General features: G+C 53.0%; 17 protein-coding genes. 12 read left to right on the top strand and 5 right to left on the bottom strand.

Annotated features, from left to right (window positions below; genetic code table 11):
* Window positions 1–18 precede the first annotated feature (18 nt).
* Window positions 19–516, top strand: a complete 498-nt coding sequence (locus AAF465_10550; protein ID MEM7083164.1) for a nuclear transport factor 2 family protein — start codon at window positions 19–21, stop codon at window positions 514–516.
* A gap of 220 nt (window positions 517–736) precedes the next feature.
* Entirely contained in the window at window positions 737–2,149 is a 1,413-nt protein-coding gene (locus tag AAF465_10545) for a peptidoglycan DD-metalloendopeptidase family protein (protein ID MEM7083163.1), read from the top strand.
* Between the two features lie 95 nt (window positions 2,150–2,244).
* Here AAF465_10545 and AAF465_10540 read toward each other — a convergent pair whose 3' ends face one another.
* Window positions 2,245–4,539 (bottom strand): TonB-dependent receptor, encoded by a 2,295-nt coding sequence (locus AAF465_10540; protein MEM7083162.1) that lies wholly within the window; start codon window positions 4,537–4,539, stop codon window positions 2,245–2,247.
* Between the two features lie 177 nt (window positions 4,540–4,716).
* On the opposite strand from AAF465_10540, the gene AAF465_10535 reads away from it, so the two are divergent.
* From AAF465_10535 to AAF465_10525, 3 genes are read left to right on the top strand one after another with little or no spacing between them, the layout of a single operon-like run.
* Window positions 4,717–5,016, top strand: a complete 300-nt coding sequence (locus AAF465_10535) for a hypothetical protein (GenBank protein ID MEM7083161.1) — start codon at window positions 4,717–4,719, stop codon at window positions 5,014–5,016.
* The gene (locus AAF465_10530) at window positions 5,013–6,635 is read left to right on the top strand and encodes a PepSY-associated TM helix domain-containing protein (GenBank protein MEM7083160.1); all 1,623 of its coding nucleotides are present in this window, start codon (window positions 5,013–5,015) and stop codon (window positions 6,633–6,635) included. Before AAF465_10535 ends, AAF465_10530 begins: the two co-directional genes overlap by 4 nt.
* Window positions 6,632–6,928: a DUF3325 family protein gene (locus AAF465_10525; GenBank protein MEM7083159.1), complete on the top strand. Its 297-nt coding sequence runs from the start codon at window positions 6,632–6,634 to the stop codon at window positions 6,926–6,928. Before AAF465_10530 ends, AAF465_10525 begins: the two co-directional genes overlap by 4 nt.
* A 22-nt stretch (window positions 6,929–6,950) precedes the next feature.
* Here AAF465_10525 and AAF465_10520 read toward each other — a convergent pair whose 3' ends face one another.
* Window positions 6,951–7,730, bottom strand: coding sequence for a ferredoxin--NADP reductase (locus AAF465_10520; protein ID MEM7083158.1), 780 nt, complete (start codon window positions 7,728–7,730; stop codon window positions 6,951–6,953).
* Window positions 7,731–7,972: 242 nt separating this feature from the next.
* On the opposite strand from AAF465_10520, the gene AAF465_10515 reads away from it, so the two are divergent.
* The 3 genes from AAF465_10515 (at window position 7,973) to AAF465_10505 (ending at window position 12,194) form a co-directional block, all read left to right on the top strand.
* On the top strand, window positions 7,973–8,839 hold the full coding sequence (locus AAF465_10515) for a hypothetical protein (GenBank protein ID MEM7083157.1): 867 nt from the start codon (window positions 7,973–7,975) through the stop codon (window positions 8,837–8,839).
* A gap of 58 nt (window positions 8,840–8,897) precedes the next feature.
* Window positions 8,898–11,387, top strand: coding sequence for a hypothetical protein (locus AAF465_10510; GenBank protein ID MEM7083156.1), 2,490 nt, complete (start codon window positions 8,898–8,900; stop codon window positions 11,385–11,387).
* Between the two features lie 105 nt (window positions 11,388–11,492).
* The gene (locus tag AAF465_10505) at window positions 11,493–12,194 is read left to right on the top strand and encodes a DUF4386 domain-containing protein (GenBank protein MEM7083155.1); all 702 of its coding nucleotides are present in this window, start codon (window positions 11,493–11,495) and stop codon (window positions 12,192–12,194) included.
* Between the two features lie 95 nt (window positions 12,195–12,289).
* Here the strand turns inward: AAF465_10505 and AAF465_10500 are convergent, their stop codons facing one another.
* The 3 genes from AAF465_10500 to AAF465_10490 form a co-directional block, all read right to left on the bottom strand.
* Window positions 12,290–13,780, bottom strand: coding sequence for a hypothetical protein (locus tag AAF465_10500; protein ID MEM7083154.1), 1,491 nt, complete (start codon window positions 13,778–13,780; stop codon window positions 12,290–12,292).
* The gene (locus AAF465_10495) at window positions 13,777–14,172 is read right to left on the bottom strand and encodes a hypothetical protein (GenBank protein MEM7083153.1); all 396 of its coding nucleotides are present in this window, start codon (window positions 14,170–14,172) and stop codon (window positions 13,777–13,779) included. The genes AAF465_10500 and AAF465_10495 overlap by 4 nt, the downstream gene beginning before the upstream one ends.
* Before the next feature lie 258 nt (window positions 14,173–14,430).
* A complete protein-coding gene (locus tag AAF465_10490; GenBank protein ID MEM7083152.1) occupies window positions 14,431–16,773 on the bottom strand; it encodes a winged helix-turn-helix domain-containing protein in 2,343 nt (780 codons plus the stop codon).
* A 330-nt stretch (window positions 16,774–17,103) separates the two neighbouring features.
* Here AAF465_10490 and AAF465_10485 point away from each other — a divergent pair, with 330 nt between their 5' ends.
* The 4 genes from AAF465_10485 (at window position 17,104) to AAF465_10470 (ending at window position 19,174) form a co-directional block, all read left to right on the top strand.
* On the top strand, window positions 17,104–17,745 hold the full coding sequence (locus AAF465_10485) for a sigma-70 family RNA polymerase sigma factor (protein ID MEM7083151.1): 642 nt from the start codon (window positions 17,104–17,106) through the stop codon (window positions 17,743–17,745).
* Entirely contained in the window at window positions 17,742–18,230 is a 489-nt protein-coding gene (locus AAF465_10480) for a hypothetical protein (GenBank protein ID MEM7083150.1), read from the top strand. The genes AAF465_10485 and AAF465_10480 overlap by 4 nt, the downstream gene beginning before the upstream one ends.
* 217 nt (window positions 18,231–18,447) lie before the next feature.
* Window positions 18,448–18,756, top strand: coding sequence for a hypothetical protein (locus AAF465_10475; GenBank protein ID MEM7083149.1), 309 nt, complete (start codon window positions 18,448–18,450; stop codon window positions 18,754–18,756).
* A gap of 109 nt (window positions 18,757–18,865) precedes the next feature.
* Window positions 18,866–19,174 (top strand): hypothetical protein, encoded by a 309-nt coding sequence (locus AAF465_10470; protein ID MEM7083148.1) that lies wholly within the window; start codon window positions 18,866–18,868, stop codon window positions 19,172–19,174.
* The last annotated feature ends 4 nt before the right edge of the window (window positions 19,175–19,178 follow it).

Here is a 19,178-nt window from a genome sequence, read left to right as displayed (position 1 = left end):
CATAAAGGGAGAATTCGAATGAACAAGTGGTTGATTATTGTCGGCGCGGTGATGCTGTCGGCGTGTTCGACAATGGAATCTGAGGCACCGATGAAAGCGACAACGCAGAGCGAGCAAACGCTGGCTGTCGCTAAAGCGTTTTTAATGGCGGCAGGATCAGGTGATATGAATACGTTGAACAACCTCATGCGCGACGATTTTGTGTGGCACAACGAGGGTGATACGGCGCTACCTTGGATTGGCACCTGGGCCTCGAAAGAAGTGGTGCTCAATGAGTTCCTTCCAAAATTCGGTGCTGGCCTAAAGGTCACAAGCTGGTCAACCGACTACGAATTTGCCAATGGAGATCAGGCGGTGTTTATCGGGACGATGAACGCCATTGCCAATCACTCTGGCGTGGATACCGATACGTTCAGTTGGGCCGTTCGCGTCCACGTCGTCGACGATAAGGTGAAAAGTTGGAATTGGTTTGAGGACAGCTTCGCGGTGTCGAAGGCCTGGCACGCCACGCCGTAAATGACGACGCGCTGTCGCGCCGTTAGTCCAACCCAGCGCGGTGTCCGGTAACACGGGCATCGCGCTTTTTTTTGCACACTTGGTGCCGGTGACTACGTGCTCTTTGGTTACATCCCGGGCGAGGAGGAATTGGCGACTACACGCTGTATGATCCGTTTTCGAGCGCGGTTACGCCTATAGAATTAGCCATGCACAAAGCCGTATAAGGGGAACGGATGTGATGAATAAGCTACTGATTCTATTGATTTGCGTAAGCGCTATCGGCTTGGTAAAGGCAGATCAGCGGGCACCGGACGGTGGCGGTGTTGTCGAAGGGGTATTGCCACAGGATCACATCAGTCCGGCACAGCGTGATTCGATTCAGACGATGCTCAATCGCCACATCGAGCGACTGAAGCAAGACGGTAAGCTGGCTGAGCGACAGGCCGGCAGCGTGTCCTTCGACTGGCCGCTGGCTGCGGCTCCCTCACTCAATGACTACGGTTTCCACGGCATTTCAAATTTCGTTGATCAAAATCCCACTTTCCCAAATGCCTTATTGGACTACAACTGTGGCGCGCGCTCTTACGACCTGACTTCCGGTTACAATCACCAGGGGGTCGACTTTTTCACTTGGCCGTTTGCCTGGAATAAAATGGACGCCGATCAGGTGGCCGTTGTGGCGGCCGCTGCGGGCACGATCATCGGAAGATCAGACGGCAATTTCGATCGCAACTGCGGGTTTAACAACGATCCCTGGAACGCGGTGTTTATCCAACACGCCGATGGCTCTATTGCGTGGTATGGCCACTTAAAAAATGGCTCGGTGATCGACAAAGCGGTGGGCGAGACGGTGGTGTCGGGCGAAAGGCTGGGTATTATCGGCAGTTCGGGAAGCTCAACCGGGCCGCATTTGCACCTTGAAGTGTACGATGCCAACAATAATTTAATTGAACCGTATGCAGGTGTTTGCAACAGCCTTAACGTGGATTCTTGGTGGGCGGAGCAGCGCGAGTATTACGATTCGGCGATTAATGCAATGCGCACCGGAACGGCACCGCCGGCCTTTCAAACTTGCCCGACGCCGACCATTACCAACACTCGCAACACCTTTATACCGGGTGAGACCATTTACCTGTCGGTCTATTATCGCGATCAACTCAATACACAAACCACGAACTACCGAGTGCGCAAACCGGATGGCAGTTTGCTGTTTAACTGGGATCATAATAGCGATGCGCCACACTATGCCGCGTCCTATTGGTATTGGACGGGTAACTTGATCGGTCAACCCTTGGGCACCTGGACGTTCGAAGCCGATTACGAGGGCGAAACGTATAGTCGCGAATTTGACCTCATCGCCGCTGGCCTCGACAGCGATGGAGACGGTGTAGCGGATCAGGAAGACAACTGCATTGATCGCGCGAATGCCGGCCAGCAAGACAGCAATGGGGATGGGTATGGCAATGCCTGTGACGCCGATCTTAATAACGACGGCATTGTCAATTTCCTGGATATTTCGGCATTCTCCACGGCGTTTTTGTCAACTCTGGAAGACGCGGACTTTAACAGCGATGGCGTGGTGAATTTCCTCGATTTGCCGTTTTTGCAGCAAATGTTCTTAGGACCGCCTGGACCCAGTGCGTACAACTAGCGTCGCGCGATTGCCACCGGCGGCAATCGTCTTTGGTGTCAATCGGATGCACTCAACGAGCCACATTTCGCTGAGTGCATCGATTGTTCAAAGGCTTAGAATCGCGCCTCGAGCTGAAGCGCAAAGGTGCGAGGTGCGCTGGCGCGGGCAAATTCGGGTTCGTTTGAGGTGAGCAGTGGATCAAACGGCGTGAGCGTGAGAATGTTGTCTTCGTCCAGCAGATTTCGGCCGGTTACGTAAATGCCGTATCGTTCGTTTTCCCAACCCGCGCGCAGATTGACCAGCACGCGTCGGTCGATTGCGCGTTCGGTCTGCGGGCGGTCCGCGCGTGGGAACGATGACGAATTGTAGTTAGCATTCAGATTTAAGATGAAGCCATCGTCTGTGCGTCGCGTGTAGCCCAGGGCGACCGTTCGTTTCGGTGCGAAGAAAAATTCATTGCCGGCCAAATCGAGCACCAAACCGTCGACGTTAACGAAAAAATCGTTAAATCGCGTGTCGGCAAAACCGATGGAACCATAGAGTTCGGTGTTGCGATCCAGTTTGTACCGCGATTCCACTTCGAAACCGTAAATCCGCGAGCTACCTGCATTTTGTGTTTCGCGATCAAAGACGTTTCCGGTTAACTGAACGCTGACTTGCTGATCTTCCCAGTCGATGTAAAAGACATTGGCATTGACCGTGAGCGCGCGGTCCAACCATTGACTGCGGTAGGCCAGTTCATAATTCCAAATGAACTCCTGATCGAAATTAAACGACGCTGCACGTGCTGGGTTAACTCCGACGCCGCCCGATCGGTAGCCACGCTGAGCTGTGAGGCTCACGCTTTGATTATCGGCGAAGTCCCAGCCGACGCCGAGCTTTGGCAAAAATGCGTCGAACGATGGCGATTGAGTGGTAACCGGTTCAGAGGTGGCTCGCTCGGCCTCTGCTACCAGAAAATCATTGATGAGGCTCACCAATGGGCCAAACGGATTGCCAATGGCGACCGGGTCAGGCAGCGAGTTGCGGTCTGCGATAATTTCATTACCGGTGGTGATGACCTGTTCTTCTTGATCCAAGCGAAAGCCGCCGTAGAGCGTAAACCGATCGCTCAGTGCATACGAAAAGTCGGCAAAGAGTGCCATCGAATCGATTTCAACGGGGTTGTCGCTGACGGCACGGATGGTCACAGGGTTGGTGTAAAACGCAGACAGGGCTTGTGCTGTGGCTAAATCCACACTGAGAATAGTGACCAACTGATTGACCAAACCCAAATCCTCAATGACATCGAGATTGAGTACCGCGTCAGCAATACGATTTGGTGTATCGATGTTGGCAAAGTAGCCACCGAACACGGCCTTAAGGCGGTCGCCATCATACGCAAATCGGAGCTCTTGTGTTGTGGTGGTGGTATCGGAGTCGGAAACGCTAAACTCGGTATCGACGGCCGTTCGGTCACCATCGCCCTCAAAGATTCGAGCGGTGTCGTTAACCGCCGTGATCGATGTGAGCGAAAAGCGCTCGGAAAAATCATAGTCGATGGTCAATACGCCAATACTAAGCTCAACCTCGTCGCGCGTGTCGCGATTGGCGAACATCAGGCGCTGTTCACGTGCATCGGGGACTTCGAGCGAAAACAAGGAGTCGCCAAACTCACGATCGTCGTAGGTATACGACAGTAACACGCGTAGGTCATCGATCTGAGATGGTTCCCACAACAGTTTGCCGCGAAGCGTCACCGTCTCGCGCTCGTCCGGAAAATCGTTTCGCGTCACGTTCGTAATAAAGCCCTCACCCACCGACGATTCAGCGGACAGGCGAAATGCGAACTGGTCTTCAACGATCGGACCACCGAATGCACCGGACAGCCGTCGTGAACCGTCTTTGGTGCCAAAAATTGCTCGGGCGCGCCCGGACCATTCATAGCCTGGGTCCACAGTGTTTAAGATGATGGCGCCGGCCAACGCGTTCCGGCCCTGTAACGTAGACTGAGGGCCGCGAAAGATCTCGACTTGCTGAAGATCCCACACATCGAGCGGACCGGCGAGCGTGGCATCTCGTGGAAGAGGTGAGCCGTCCACATAGATCGTGGCTAGGTCGGCCAGTCCAGCGCCACTTACGTTAAGACTGTCGATGCCGCGTATGGTAAAACGTGACCCTTCAGTCGTGGCTAGATTGGCGGTGCGATCGATCACGTCTTTTACATCGAGGATGTCCTGACGCTCCAACTCGACCTCATCGAATATCGCCACACTGGTTTGAGTATCCTGCTGAGAGCGGGTGATTTTCTCACCCGTAACCAGCACTTCTTCGAGTTTGTCGTCGGCCGGAGGTTCGCTCGTTTGAGCGAACGCCATATTTGCGCACCACACCGCCGCCGCAAGCGCGAAAAATTTTGCTCTAAGCATTTGTTTTCTCGATTAAAAAAGAAGGGAATGATAATGATTATCATTTAGACTATCATCGTCAGGTTAGGGGTACAAGTGGTGTGCCGGTGTGACGCCAGTGACCTTCGAACGATTCACACAACATTGCGGCATGCCGGTTATTCACCCTCTTAGTTAGTAACGAGTTCTTAAATTTCCATGGTGAAAGCCAAAACATCAATCAGCCGCTGGCACGTCACATCGCGCGTGTTCGCGGCTATTCTGTTCGGGTTCATTCTCACCAACACCAACGGTGTGATGCTCACGTTTTTATTGCCCGGTGATAAGCTTTCGGGCATCACCACCTCGGCGCTACTGAGCTGGACGATTTATGCGGCCATTGTGTTGTGGGTGTTTGCGGTGGAGCGACTTCGCACTGTTTGGTTAGGACTTACCGGCGCGATCGTATCGACTTCGTTGTTGTCAGTGGCTTTGTTCTTTATGGAAAAACACTCATGATCGGCACATTTCGACAATCGATGACGTGGTTGCATACCTGGGCAGGTTTGGTGTTCTGCTGGATTTTATATTTCATGTTTGTCACCGGCACGCTGGGCTACTTCGACACGGAAATTGACCGATGGATGATGCCCGAGCGCGAATGGGGTGAGATCATTCCTCTTTCGGAGAGTGTCGACATTGGTCGCGCGCGATTAGAGCAAGAAGCATCGGGTGCCGACTTGTGGATCATTACTCCCGCGGCCGGTCGCGAGCATCCGCATCTGCGCGTGTTTTGGCAGATGCCTGAGGTTGACGAACTGCATGAAGAGGGTGAAGAGCACGACCATGCCGAAATCGTGCGAGGCAATGAGCGATTAGATCAGCAAACCGGTCGCCCCTTGGCCGAAGCGCGTGAAACAGGCGGTGGCCAACTCCTCTACCGTATGCATTATCTGCTGCATTATATCGATCGCGACATTGGCTATCGCATCGTTGGTATTCTCACGATGCTTATGCTGGTGGGCCTTGTCAGCGGCGTGATCGCGCACAAAAAAATCTTTAAAGACTTATTCACATTTCGGCGACGTAAAGGGCAGCGCTCGTGGTTGGATATGCACAACTTGATGAGTGTGTGTTCGCTGCCGTTTCAATTCATGATTACCTACAGTGGTCTTATTTTCGTGGTGACCATGTGGATGCCCTTTATTGCGTTGGGTAGTTACGGCTTTGATATGGGTGCGGCTCGCGAAGCGATAACTAATTTCACTGGCGAAGCACAGCTAGAACGCTCGGGTATTGAAGCGCCGATGGTTGATCTCAATGAGATTGTGGCGTCGGCGTCTGACCGCTGGGGCGAAGAGTCGATCGTGCGCCTTGAAGTGCGCTATCCAGGTGATGACAACGCGCGGGTTACTGCGCACCTAAACAACGGCGTGTCGATCGTTGGGGATAGAGCGGTGTTTAGTGGTACCACAGGCGAACTCATCAAGGTATTGCCCGCGCATGTCAATGGTGGCGTCGCGTTCGGCGCGGTCATGATCGGTCTGCACGAAGGACTATTCGCCGGTCCGGTCTTACGTTGGCTGTATTTCTTTTCGGGTGTGCTCGGTGCCGGCATGGTGGCGACGGGTGCCATCTACTGGTCAGAAAAGCGCAAGCAAAAACTCGCGGGCACCGACCATCGGGGTTACCGGTTTGTTGAGTGCTTAAATATCGGCACAATCATTGGTCTTCCGGTTGGAATCGGTGTGTACTTTTTGGCTAATCGTCTGTTGCCTCTCGATATGATCAATCGGGGTGATTGGGAGGTGCACTGCATGTTTCTCGCCTGGTTGCTGTGCTTCGTTCACGCGATTGTGCGCAAACCTCAGGTCGCCTGGAAAGAGCAGTCGTGGCTGGCAGCGGGTGTCTACTTGCTCATTCCAATTGTGAACGCGCTGACCACCGATTTGAGCCTTCCCGCGACCCTTTCAAGCGGAAACTGGGTGCTCGCAGGTTTCGATTTGACGGCGCTTGGCGTCGGTTTGGCCTTTATTGTGACGGCGTTCTACCTTCAGGCCGGCGGACCAACTCGAAAGTCACGCGCCACACAGGTCGACGCCGCCGTGCCGTCAACGGCGGAGTACAGCCGCGGATGATGCCACTGCTGTTCGGTTCAATGCTAACCTTTGTGGGCACGTTGTTGGTGTGTTTTTCGATGCGCAAGCATTTTCGACAGCTGTTGCCCGCGGTCGAACACACGACGCCCAAAATGCTTGTGCTCCAACTGGCGGGCTATCTGTTGATGTATGGCGGTATCGTGGCTCTGGGTCGACAGTACGACAAAGGCATTGGGCTTGTGGTGTTTTTTGGTGTACTCACCGTCAGCATTTTTTTGATCGCGATGCTGTTGCCAGGCGCAGTGGCGAGAATATCAAAGTTTCGCGCGTAAGCGCCCGCACGCAGGCCTGCTGCTATTTGGTTACGAAAGCCCGTTCCACAACGAAATCCCCCGTCACACCTTGTTGCGGCGACGGACGGAACCCGAGCGTTTCGAGCGCATCACGGGTGTCGTCAAGCATAGCCGCACTGCCACACAGCATTGCGCGATCATGCGTCGGATTGAGCGTTTCGATCTGCAAGGCGTCGCAAATGCCACCATTTAACAGCCCATCTGGAATGCGACCATTGGTGGAATAGGCCTCGCGCGTAACCAACGGTAAATATCGTAGTTGCTTGCTCACCAGTTCGCCGAGGTAATCATCGTTTGGCAACGTGTTTTCGATGTAGTCTTTGTAGGCCAAATCGCTGACACGGCGCACACCATGCACGAGCACCACCGATTCAAACCGCTCGTAGGTTTCCAGATCACGGATAATAGACAAAAAGGGAGCCAGGCCGGTGCCTGTAGCGAGTAAGAACAGCCGTTTACCTGGTCGCAGATCGTCGATTACCAAAGTGCCCACAGCTTTTTTACTGATCAGCACTTGGTGGCCCGGTTCGAGTCGCTGCAGCCGGGAAGTGAGCGCGCCATCGGCCACTTTAATACTGAAAAATTCCAGGTGATCCTCGTGATTGGCACTGGCGATACTGTAGGCGCGCATGACGGGCTTCTGGTCGTTGTTCTGCAGTCCGATCATAACGAAATGGCCGTTTTGAAATCGAAAGCTCTGATCGCGGGTCGTGCGAAAGCTAAACAGCGTGTCGTTCCAGTGATGCACATCGAGCACCTGCACGGCGGAGTGAGCGGCCATAGAGACGATTCCTTTTAAAATTAGAGGGTGACGCTGAAACCATCAAATAATAACGATTCTCATTTGCATTTACAACGACGGGGCGCCAAGGCTGTGTCGCCTGATGATCTACCCGCACGGCAGTCGGCGCGGTTGCGCCCCGGTCGGTCATGGGAGTTGGGTCTGCGATGAGGGAAAAGGGTGAGGATAATCGCATGTTAGAAGAGGGTAGTGATTCGACTGAAAAGTGGAGCGGAGCAGGTATGAAGAAAACACTGTTGATTGGTCTAGTGCTGCTAGGGTGCGTTGTGACTGTCACGGCGCAAGATGAGGCCGAACTCGAGCAGGCGATCGAGCTACTTCGCCAACAGGGCATGAACCCGACCCAGCTCGAGCAGCTTGAACAACAGCTTCGCAGCTTGCAGGCGGTGGAAGCCCAGCGTAACCAGCAGCGCAAGGATCAGGCGGCCAGTCGAGCGCGTCAGCGCCTCGAGCAGTCGCGCAGCGAACAGAGGGCCCTGGCGGAGTCGTTGAAGGCGAAGCCAAACACCGTGATGCTGGGCATCGGCGCTCACCGGGCGGCGCTCACCGTTCGCGCCTGTTCCGCAACCTCTCATGAAAGACCAGGGCTGCAGGTTGTTGCAGAAGCGATTGCCGAAGGCTCATTTCGCGGTGAGTCTGTGGTGTTGAGTATGATCAAAGCCCATCCCCTGGGCGCGCCGGGCGCGGTGCGCGATGAGTTTTTTTTGTATCAGATGCAAATTGAACCGGAAGAAGCCTCACTGTCGTTTCAAGAAGTTGTCCGTCGTCGCGACAAAGCACTCAGCGCGTACTCCACTGAGAAACAACAAGAGGCCATGGCGCGATACCCGATAACCGACGATATGACGCTTGATGAGCTCAACGCGCAGATGGCAAAACAACAAGCGGCGATGGATGCTGTTCGACACGACGTATCAAAACGCGAAATCAAAAAGGCCCTTTCGCACGGCACAATCACTGCACAAAAAGGCATTATCGAGTTTCAAAGCACAGGCTTGTACTCGGCGAGCAATGGCAAAACACCCGACGTGTTTTTTGACCTTGAGTCGGCTCAAATTCGAGCTGTGGCGCAGTGCGCGCCGCAATGACGATGCGGGTGTGGTGGCGCCATAAAGTGTGGCCGTATTGATGGTAAGTTGATGTAACGTGACGCGAACTGTTCTTATTGCAATGTTTTTATCTGGCCTCGTGCTAGTGGGTGGGCACGCCCAAGCCGCCTGGACCATTACGCAGTATGAAGTCGTCGAAGAATCCAAGGGCTCGCTCGACCCGTCGCAGATATTGGCGATCGAGACAACGATGAATCGATACGCGCAGTACTTTGAGAAACAGGGCTGGCCGCAACCGCGACACGAGCATCTCAATGATACGGGCGATGCGTTTGTTGTGGTGGTGAAAAACTATGCACTCTTTGGCGGAGAGGGCCCTCCGCGAGCGGCCACTGACTGCCACAATCCGGCGCTTAATACTGAAATTCAAATCGATCCTCGCTGGTGGGGGCGATTTCCGCGCAAAGACTGGCAAGATCTAGCGCATGAGATATTTCATACTATTCAATATAACTATCCGCCCTTTAATCGAGATTGTCGGCAGTCAGAGCTCGGTCATTGGGTGATGGAAGGCACGGCCGAGGCGGTAGGTGTCGATGTGGCCCGAGCGGTGCTGGGTGTTGAGCCTTACCATTTTTGCCAGATTGGCCTGCGCGACTACAACGAGCCGCTCTATATCGAAAAAAATCAAAAAGGTTCGATTTGTCCATCGGACACGTATGCAACGAGTTCGTTTTGGCGGTTTCTGGGCGAGTGGCAGGCGCTGAAAAAACCACCGCGCGCCTGGTCGAAGGCGACGCCCGACTATCGCTATCTCCAAGCGTTGTTTCGCGATAAACCGATTACCTTCAGCGTTGTGAATGAGTACACATGGCTCGATCAGTCACTACGCGAAACATTTGGGTTTGGATTAAAGCGTGCGTATAGCGCATTCGCCGGCACGTTCATTGGTTTCTACCAACATCGTGAAGAACGCTATCCACCACTATCGAGCAGCAGCGAGCAGGGGTGGATGAAGGAGGTCTATGGTGGTTGCCAGGAAGTCACTGTATCGGCCAAACCATTCAATGCAGCGCTTGAGGTCCAATCGTTAGCGGCACGCTGTATAAAGGCCCACTTTCTCGAGCCCGGTCAGCATCAGTTAGAAATTGTTGCGACCGGACCGCCTGAGCGGTTGAACGCACTGAGCATCTCACTTGATGCGGGGTTGCAGCGCGTTGAAGCGCTGCTCGAACCCGAGGCTGCGCCCACACGCGCGCGCTTTAGCTTCACGGTTAACGTGACGGTCGCCGGTTCGCGCTATCTGATTGTAACCAATGTGGATAAGCAGCCAGCAAATACGCAGACAGCGAATATTGTGTTGGATTTCGTCTCGACGTTGTCCGGTTCGACATCCGCTGCAGCGACAACATCCGACAAGTCGGAACACCGAGACACATCGCAACCAAAAAAAGAGCAATCCCACTCGGCGTTTTCCGAAGAGTCGGCACAAAATCGCAACGCGAGTAGCTGGCGCGGCTCGGTGTATCAACGACGGCTCGGCTCTACCTGCGAGGATGCGTTCACAAAACGGGTGTGTGGAGAACATACCCAAATCAAGCTACGGCTGGAGGCAAACAGTATCACGGCGCTTACGGGCGCAACGGATAACCTATCCATCGGCACAGCCGTCAATCGAGCGGCACAGGTCGATGGGACGACCGTGACCGATCTTTTGTCTCAGACGCGCGCGCTTGCCGAAACGGAAGGGTCGGAAGTGACGATATCGATGCCATTGGTCCGATACGGATTCACCGGCCAGGTCGACAATGCCTACATTCAAATGAATAAGGCGCTGTCTGATCGAGAGGGCTATGACTACTTTGACACGCGCGGACCGGAGTGGATGGGTGAGTGCCAGGGTGGTCAACATGCTTTTTCGGGCAAAGTCACAATTGAGCAGGCGTCTGAAACGCTGTTGCGCGGGCGTTTTGAGGCGGACGTGGTCGAGCCAGGTCTTCGTGGCAAGTACTTTTGCCGCACGATGCCGGTATATCGATCAATCAGCGGCACATTTACGATTGCCAATCCACGTCTGCGCAATGAAAAAGACGATCGTGTGCTCGCCGAGGGCGATATCGACCACGTGATCAATGAGGTTGCTGAGCAAGTGCCGGGTGTCGTCACGCCAGAATTGCGCGATTCGATCGCGGCGCGCGCTCAGCGGGCACAGAGAGAGAAAGCGGAGCGGCGTCGGGCGAAAGCCGAGGCGGCGGCATTGGCCGCCGCCACCTGTGATTGCAGTTGTCAGCTTGCCGGACAGACAGTCGCCAAACCTGGCTGTTACGAAGAATGCGAGGCCAGTTATCAACAGTGTCAACATCCCTCTGCCGCACAGATTAGACAGCTTTACACTGTGCTGCGGCCGGCGTCGGAAGAAGAGACCATCGAATTCGCGCAACTGCGCGAACAGTTATTGATTTATTTGGAGCAAGAACCCAAGCAGTACGTGCGGGATACCTGGGTGCAGCAGTTCGACAACGCGCCGCACTTTATGAAGCGGCAGCTATTCGATCAAGTGAAGGATCGATATGCCCCTTCGCGTTAACACTTCGTCGAGCACGATTTACACACACGGTTTTTCAAGGTAGCGTGGTGCCAACAGGATTCATGGCGGACTTTCGTTTGCCACATGCCTAAGGAGGGCATCGCCTTGACGCAACTCAATTCAATCGAGCGACATCAACTGGCTCGCATCGCAGGTGTGGCGTTACTGCTTACGATAGTGATCGGTATCGCGGCCTCTATTTTTATCTCGAAAGGCATCGACATAAATCTGTCGGCCGATATAGAAGCCACCGCACAAAACATGCTGGCGGCCGAATCGCGCTTAATGGCCAAAGCGTATCTCGGCGTATTGATGTTCTGTCTTGAGGCTGCCTTTTGCGTGGCGCTGTATTTGCTGCTGCGCCGCGAAGGACCTTTTCTTGCCGGCTGGAGCTTGTTTGCGAGTTTGGCAGCCGCGGTGCTCGTATTGCTCGGAGCGGTTGCTGCGGCGAACGCCTCCCAACTGGCTGGCAATGCCGCGTTTTCAACCCTTGCCAGCGACTCACAGCGACTGTTACTCGCCGGACTGCAAGCGACCAACGACTACACGTCCTTTCATCTGTCGATTATCCTCTCGTCGCTCGCTAAGGCTGGCTTTTTCTATCTGTTTTTCAAGTCTCGTCTTATTCCCCTACTCATATCAGGGTGGGGGATATTTGCATCATTGTTTGTCGCCACAACTATCGTTGCGCGTGATTTTGTTCCGGCGCTGGGTCATATGGCGGTAACCATGAGTTTTATGCTGTCCAATTTGCTAGCCTTGGCGGCGCTTAGCCTTTATCTGATTTTAAAAGGCGTCCGTGCTTAATTTCGATAGGCCGTTCTGATGTTTTGATCCTGACATTTCATTAGGTGTATGGCCACGAGTCAATAGAGATGTGTACGAATGGCAGTAGTCGGCTTTTACTTTGGGAGTCCAAGTTGAAAAGCGAAAGTCGCTCGGAATTCAAACTCGTCTTCTTCAATTTCTTCGTTTAGCATTGAAACTTTATTTCGTTTGTACGGTACTCCTATTCTGAACTGTTTGGTTTTTCCGAGTTTAAAATCAATGAAAGGCGTAATTGCCTGAGTGCGTTCGATCCGATCGATGCAAATGGACGGCTCCGAGTTGCAGTCTTTTTGTTCGTACGCGATGCCAAAGTTTATCGATGGGTCAAAAAAGCTCTCTAGGAATTCTTTTTTTTGCTGTGGTCCATCTAGGCTTAGTTTTCTAATTTTTGTAGCCCAGGTGATTCCAAAGCCATTATATTGAGCGGCCCTTTGGCCCTCTTCAGCCGTGGCTTTCTCGTCGCTATGGTTGTATATCAATGAAATTTGATTTTTCTCGGAGAGCCGCCAGTCAAATGCTAACGACACATTTCGCGATTTTAGAGTATGCTCATTGTCATTGAGGTTGTTATTGTTGGCGTCGAAATTTCCTTCTCCAATGACCGGAAAAAACGAGCCCGAGTAAGACAGTGTGACGATGGGTAACTTTGTGTTTAGTAGTTCTTCTACAAAGACAGTGTAAAGCCGGGTGCCTGTGCTCGAATCGATACTGGCGATTCGTTTCTCTATTGATGAAATCAGTGTCCGAAGGCTCTCTAATTCGGTCGGTTCTGTCGAGTGTCTATTGGCGATAATATAATGTTGTTCCAAGACCAAATAGGCATTGCTCGTCAAACCGGTAAGCGTAAATTTATCCGTGTTGGTTAGGTCTGGAAAGGATAGATCCGTAAATTTAATGTCCAAATTGATCGCACATTCTACTACAGTCACGGCGTGACTCAGATTGACCGCTTCACTCGAGCTTGGTGGACGAATCGGTTGCGCGGCGCGCCCGGCACCGCCCGCTGGTTTACGGTCAGCGTAGTCAATTAACTCTAAAGTGGCTGACTCATAGTCTCTGTTGTTCAGCGACGCTTGGTCGCAGTCGAGCGCCTGTCCGTTCTTCAATAGGTGTTTAACTTCTTCGTTTAAGTCCGTCTTGCGTTTTTCAAGTACCGCCGCGAGTCGGTCAGCATTTGTTGAATCAAACTGATTCGTCATGGACTTTCTTATGCGATTTCTCGCAGTGGCCGTATTAAACGGATTGTATTGTACCGCGACACCAAGCGAGGATACGCTGTCTTTTTGGCTCAAACGAAATTTCGTTTGGGAGAATATGGGTGATATGTCCTTAAATAGAAAGGGTGCCCAAGTGATGCTTGCGCCTTTGTTTGCCACGTCCAGAGTTGAGTCGAGGTAATCACTGCCCGAGATTTTTACCTCGCTAAAGAGATCGACATGCGGATTGTCAATAGTGAGCCACGATTCGTTGTAGGAAGGAGTTTGGGCAGTAGCCAGTATAGCGCTCCCCATGGAAAATGCGATTACACCGATGCGTCGGAACGTGCCGATAATTTCATACTTCATTGTAAGTGACTCGATTTGAGGGTTGTGGTTTTGCGCCACACTTTTCCGGCGGCAAGCGGTTTTTGTCTGCCGAGAAATTTCACTTTGCCATTGGGGATTCTCAAATAGGCGCCGATTGCTGGAATATTCTCTCCGGTCCATACTGCGAATTGAAGATCTTGGCCTACAGATAGTTGGCGTTTAATTGTGAATACAATTACTCCGTTGATCATCTCTTTGGACGTGGTTAACAAGAACTCATAGTCGAGGGTGACTAGATTAAGAACAGCGAATACATCGTTTTCACTGCGTATAATCAGTTCGGGCCATTTAGATGCGGTTGCGATATCATTGATCTCTTCTCGTACATCTGCTGTGACTATTGTCCCAGGTCCAAGATCTCGAATTGGCATGACAATCTCCTTTCATTTTGGCGCTTGGGTTTGAACAGATTGCGCTGTGTTGTGGCGAGCTCTCATTGTTCTGTCCTGCTATGCTTTGATCATTTTAGATAGTTAAGTGCGATCTTGTTCGACGATTCCTCTCACTTATCGAGATTCGATTTTCACGCCTGGTCGGATAGACCATTCCGGGGCGTGGTCAGTCGGTCCCCATTTTGGCCTGGTGAGACTAAGCCTTAGGCAGACTGTTCGGCGGTTTCGCCATTCGCGCTATCGCGCCAATGGTACGCGACTCTCTCGTTCGAGGTCGGACTGAAGCATATTAAATAAGTGGTGGTCGTTGTCTGAGAAATTTGACGCAAGTTCGAGTAACTCGCGGTAACTGTTCGCTTTTGACGTATCGCCTAGCGCATGAGACAGTTGTGCGGAAATCAGAGCGGCTCTGGCCCACGTCACAATATTGATCCCGCGCCCTACGAAGAACATGGGCTCGGCGAAGGCCTGACCGCGATGGTTGGCTAGCCATTCATAATGAACCAGCGCCTCTTCGAATTCCGCCTCCTCCTTTAGCATAAACGCCAAACTTTCGCGGGCCTGGTAGTAGCCGTACTCTTCGACCAGTGCTCTGACAATGGTTTTGGCTTCTTGAGGCTGGCCTTTGGCGAATCGGATTTCGGCGAGCGGTAGGTTTAAGTAGGCTTGATGGCGAAGGGAATCGCGAATCGCAGGGTGTGCAAAGGTGGTTTGAACGAGGGCCTCGGACTCCGTAACCAACCCTAGACGTGTCCCGTATTTGGCAAGTAATGAGATTTGGGGTACGTGGGGTAGGTCGTTAATTTTCGTTGGATCACGAACCAAATCGATGGCGATCTGCAGGCCGAGTTTGGCTTGCTCGCGGCTCTCTTCAATCGGGCGCGCATCGAACACGGCCGCGAGACGGCTGAGCTGTATCGCCAGCAGCGTACCGCCGTCAGCGGGCTCCTCCCATGCCGGCACATTGGTTTCATCCAGCGCCTTTTGGGTTTGACCGCGATCGAGATAAAACCCCAATACCTTAGAGGATGGGCGGCCGATGTCCTTGTTGCGCAGTCCGTCACGAAACAAAAGCGTTTCGGCTTCGTCATAGCGATTCGCCACGATCAATGCATCCACCAGGCCGTAATTGTAGTAGTCGTTGGCAAACACTCTCGATTTGCGAAAACTGTTAATCGACGCGTCTACTTGATTGAGGCCAAGCTGTGCGTACGCCAGGTGATAGTGATTGACCCAGTCCGTGGGCAAAGCGTTTACACCTTGTCCGTAATAAAACGCCGCTCGTTCAAAATCGTTGAATAGGAACCACTCGACGTTACCGCGGTTGTACCAGCCTCGAGGAACGGCGGGATATAAGTCGACCATTTTTTGCCAGGCCGCTCGGGTGTCGATGGGATCGTCAAACCATGAGAGCTGCGCCTCAACATAAATTTTGTCTCGATCGGTGATGCGCGCCGGAAGACTCAGTGCTGTGTTCCAGTGATATTCGGCCTTATCGCGATTGGCGTGGCTGCCGTAATACAGTCGCCCAAGCAGAATGTGCGCGGCGGCAAAATCGGGATCTTTGCTTATCGCCTCAAGCGCCAGCTCGATGGCCTCGGGCTTTTTGTCTTTATCGCGATTTTCTAATGCGCTGATGTACGCGCGCAGTGCCTGAAGGTCCGGTGTCGTCACGTCGGCCAATGAGGCCTGATGTGCGCGGATAGACTGTTCGGTTTCACCAAACTGTGTTCGCAAACTGCGTGCGATTACGTCGATGTGCGGACCGACTTCGTCAAGCGAACGAATATCAATGCGGCCAAGATCGCGGCTATGAGCCCGGGCAACATCGATCGAAGTAAGTTGATAAACGAGTGTGTCGTCTTGCGCGGTCAGTTTTGTCAGCACAACCGCTTGCGCATCAGTTTCGTGAGCGATGTCGATGGCTGCATCGACGTCGAATGTGCGTTTGCCCGACATGGACAGCCTTCGACGTGCGTCCACGATGTTCTGTTCCGGCACGACACCTATGCTGGTCGACTGTTCGAGCGCGGTGCGCAGGGATAAATCAAAAATCTCGCGATCCAATGGATCCACCGAATTGGACTCGGACAGAATGGCAATTCGTTCTATTGGCGCTACCGTGTGGTCGTCATGCTGGGTGTCGATGAACAACCAGAGTCCCATCGCCAAAAGGGCGGCAGCAACGCCCGTCCAAACAAGCCGTTTTGGTGAATCAGGGGGCGCTTGATCGATGTCGATGACCGTGACCGGCTGGCGAAGAATGTAACCCTGTCCATGCACAGTCTCCACGTACTCGGGGTGACGCGCGCTGTCGCCAAAGGCCTTGCGTAGATTGCTAATGCACTTGGTCAGCGATTCATCGCCCACCACCACCCCGTCCCACACATTGTTGAGCAATGTGTCGCGGGACACTAAGCGACCGGGTTGTGCCGCTAACTCGATCAGTACCTGAAGCGATTTGCGTTCCAGATGGGTGACCGAATCGTCAGGACCGACCATCTGCCCAATATCAGGAAAAACCTGATATTTACCGATCTCGTAAATCTGGTTACTTGGCAGCTCGCGCGACTGAGACATCGTTTTCTTGTAGGGATTTCGATGAACTAGGTTAACACTGCGCATTGACCAGGAAAATACGTCGCACAGATATCCGCAGTGCTCAAAAATGGTGCAAACCCGTGTTTTCCTAACTTATTCAGAATTTCTTCAGACATTTTTCAGGTGTTGCGGTGGCCGCATGGGCGTAATGACACCCATTGATTCGGTTTGTCAGCGTTGCAGGTGCTGCCCATCGAATCGTTGGTGGTAACAAGCAACAACCTGGGGGTATTGATGAAGAACATAGCGACTGGTGCAACGCCGCAAAACGTAGTGAGACGGCATTTTGGTGCGTCAACACGACCATCCATGAGTGGGGTGGTCGAGCATCAACAGCACAACAACACGGCGACCATGGTGGCGGCAATCGAACGCGGGGATACGGCCGCTGAAAAATGGCTGGCGGAGCGATTTGAGCGCGTACTGAGACCGAGACTGTACGCCATGACAATCGACAAAGAGCGGCAGGCGGATCTGTTTCAGGAAGCATTCCTCTGTGTATTGCTGCGCCTTCGCGAAGGGCGACTGAAAGACCCACGCAAGCTAGACGGCTACATATCAAGAACGGCGCTGTTTCTTCTTTACGCCGACATTCGGCGAACCAGTCGCTTATCGCTTATGGCCGATTCCGACGAGCTGGGCGAACGAGCGGCGATACTGCCCGATGCGATGGAGCAAATCGAACAGACAGAGCTCCGCCACTCACTACAGGACGCGGTCGGCAAACTGAGGATGACGCGCGATCGACAATTACTGTCGCTGGCCGGATTTGATGAGCGACCGAAAACGCAGGTATGCGCCGTGCTCGAGTTGAGTAATGCCCACTACGACCGTGTGATTCATCGAGCACGAGCCCGGGCCAAGAAGATTCTGCTTGATGAGCACGCCGTGGTGGTGCGCGAGTGGGTAACGGTTGACGCCGGCGAGAATCAGGAGGCACATTTGGTGTGAATAGCGCAGAGTCAAAATCAAGGACGATTTTGCTGGTCACCGTGTTTGTTGCTCTGCTCGCGGTTTGCTTGGTGATGATTCACCTATTGCGCTCACCGCGCATCAGCGGGCGATCAGAAGTTGATATCATCGATCAGTTCGTCGTGATGCGCATTGAATCGATTGAGCGCGGCGTACGCCAAGGACCCACACCGCTCTATGTGCGGCTGGAAGCTTCGCGACATCCGCAAGGGCGTGGGCCGTACTTTCGAGTGGGGGAGGCACGATTGGATCGCGACAGCGCGAATCACCCTGCGCATAGTCAGCATGCGTTCATAAACGTAGTGCTAACGTCCGATCTGCATTGGCCACAGGCCGGTGGTACGTACAGCTGGTTTTTATCGTTGTACTCATCCCCCGATGCGGTGCAGCCACTGGACCGCGTGGCATTGCCCGGGCGGTACGTGTTTGTTCGGCGCGAACGGCAAAATGCCATGTTGAAATGAGAGGCTGAATGCGTTCTTGGCACTGATACAGAAATAGGGTGGAATTGAACGAGGAGTTTGGCGTCCGATCACTCTGTATTGCAGGTGGCCAGCAGGCGCAGACCATTAGAAGAGCAACCTGCGGGTGCGAGCGACATTGATGCGAGTGACGGTGTGGCTGTCGACGAATCAATGTCTTAATAAGTCTAAATAATCGAAATTGTCCAGGAGAACGAACATGTCGAATCACAACTGTCCCGAAAAAAGACTGCATTTACTATGGACTCGTCTTGGCGAAGATGAGTCTTTCTACAATGCGTTTATAGCGGATGCTAACGCCGCAGTGTCAAATTCATCACTCGCCACTCTTTTCGATCCGCCTGCATTCCCAGACAATCATGAGCTGACTGGAAATGCCTTCCCAACACAGGCGCAATTTGCGGCTGCGGCAGCAGAATTGGAAAGTGATGGATTGATTGAGACGCCTTCAGAAGTCGATTCTCAGACCTATGATAGTTATTTGGAACTCGATCATGATCATGACTAATTCTGACTAGTTTTAGATGAACACGGTTTATCAGAACGTCAGAATGCCTCATGCAGGGAGCGATCTCATCTGAGAGAGCGCGGCACCCTGATTCATCCAGGAGAACAACATGTCAACCTATGATTGCCCGGAGCCTCGGCTGTATTTTCTTTGGTCTTTGCTTGCGGATAACGCAGCGTTCTACAACGCCTTTAAAAGTAACCCACGTCAGGCGGTTATCGATTTTGCGCTAACGGATTTTCTTGATCCGGCTCAGTTCGGTGCCAGTCACGCTATTCCGCCGGAGCAGTTTCCGGCGCAAAGTGATTTTCGGCGTGGCGCGATGAATATCGCGGGCGAGTTTTCTGCCGCGGACGGTGGACAAATCGTGGCAACGCAAACCTATACGCATTACCTGCTTGTCGACGGCAGCGACTAGAACG

Source organism: Pseudomonadota bacterium (genome assembly GCA_039028935.1).
Lineage (GTDB): Bacteria > Pseudomonadota > Gammaproteobacteria > Steroidobacterales > SZUA-146 > SZUA-146.
Note: the sequence above shows the minus strand (reverse complement) of the source record. Positions and strands in the feature narration are given on the sequence as shown.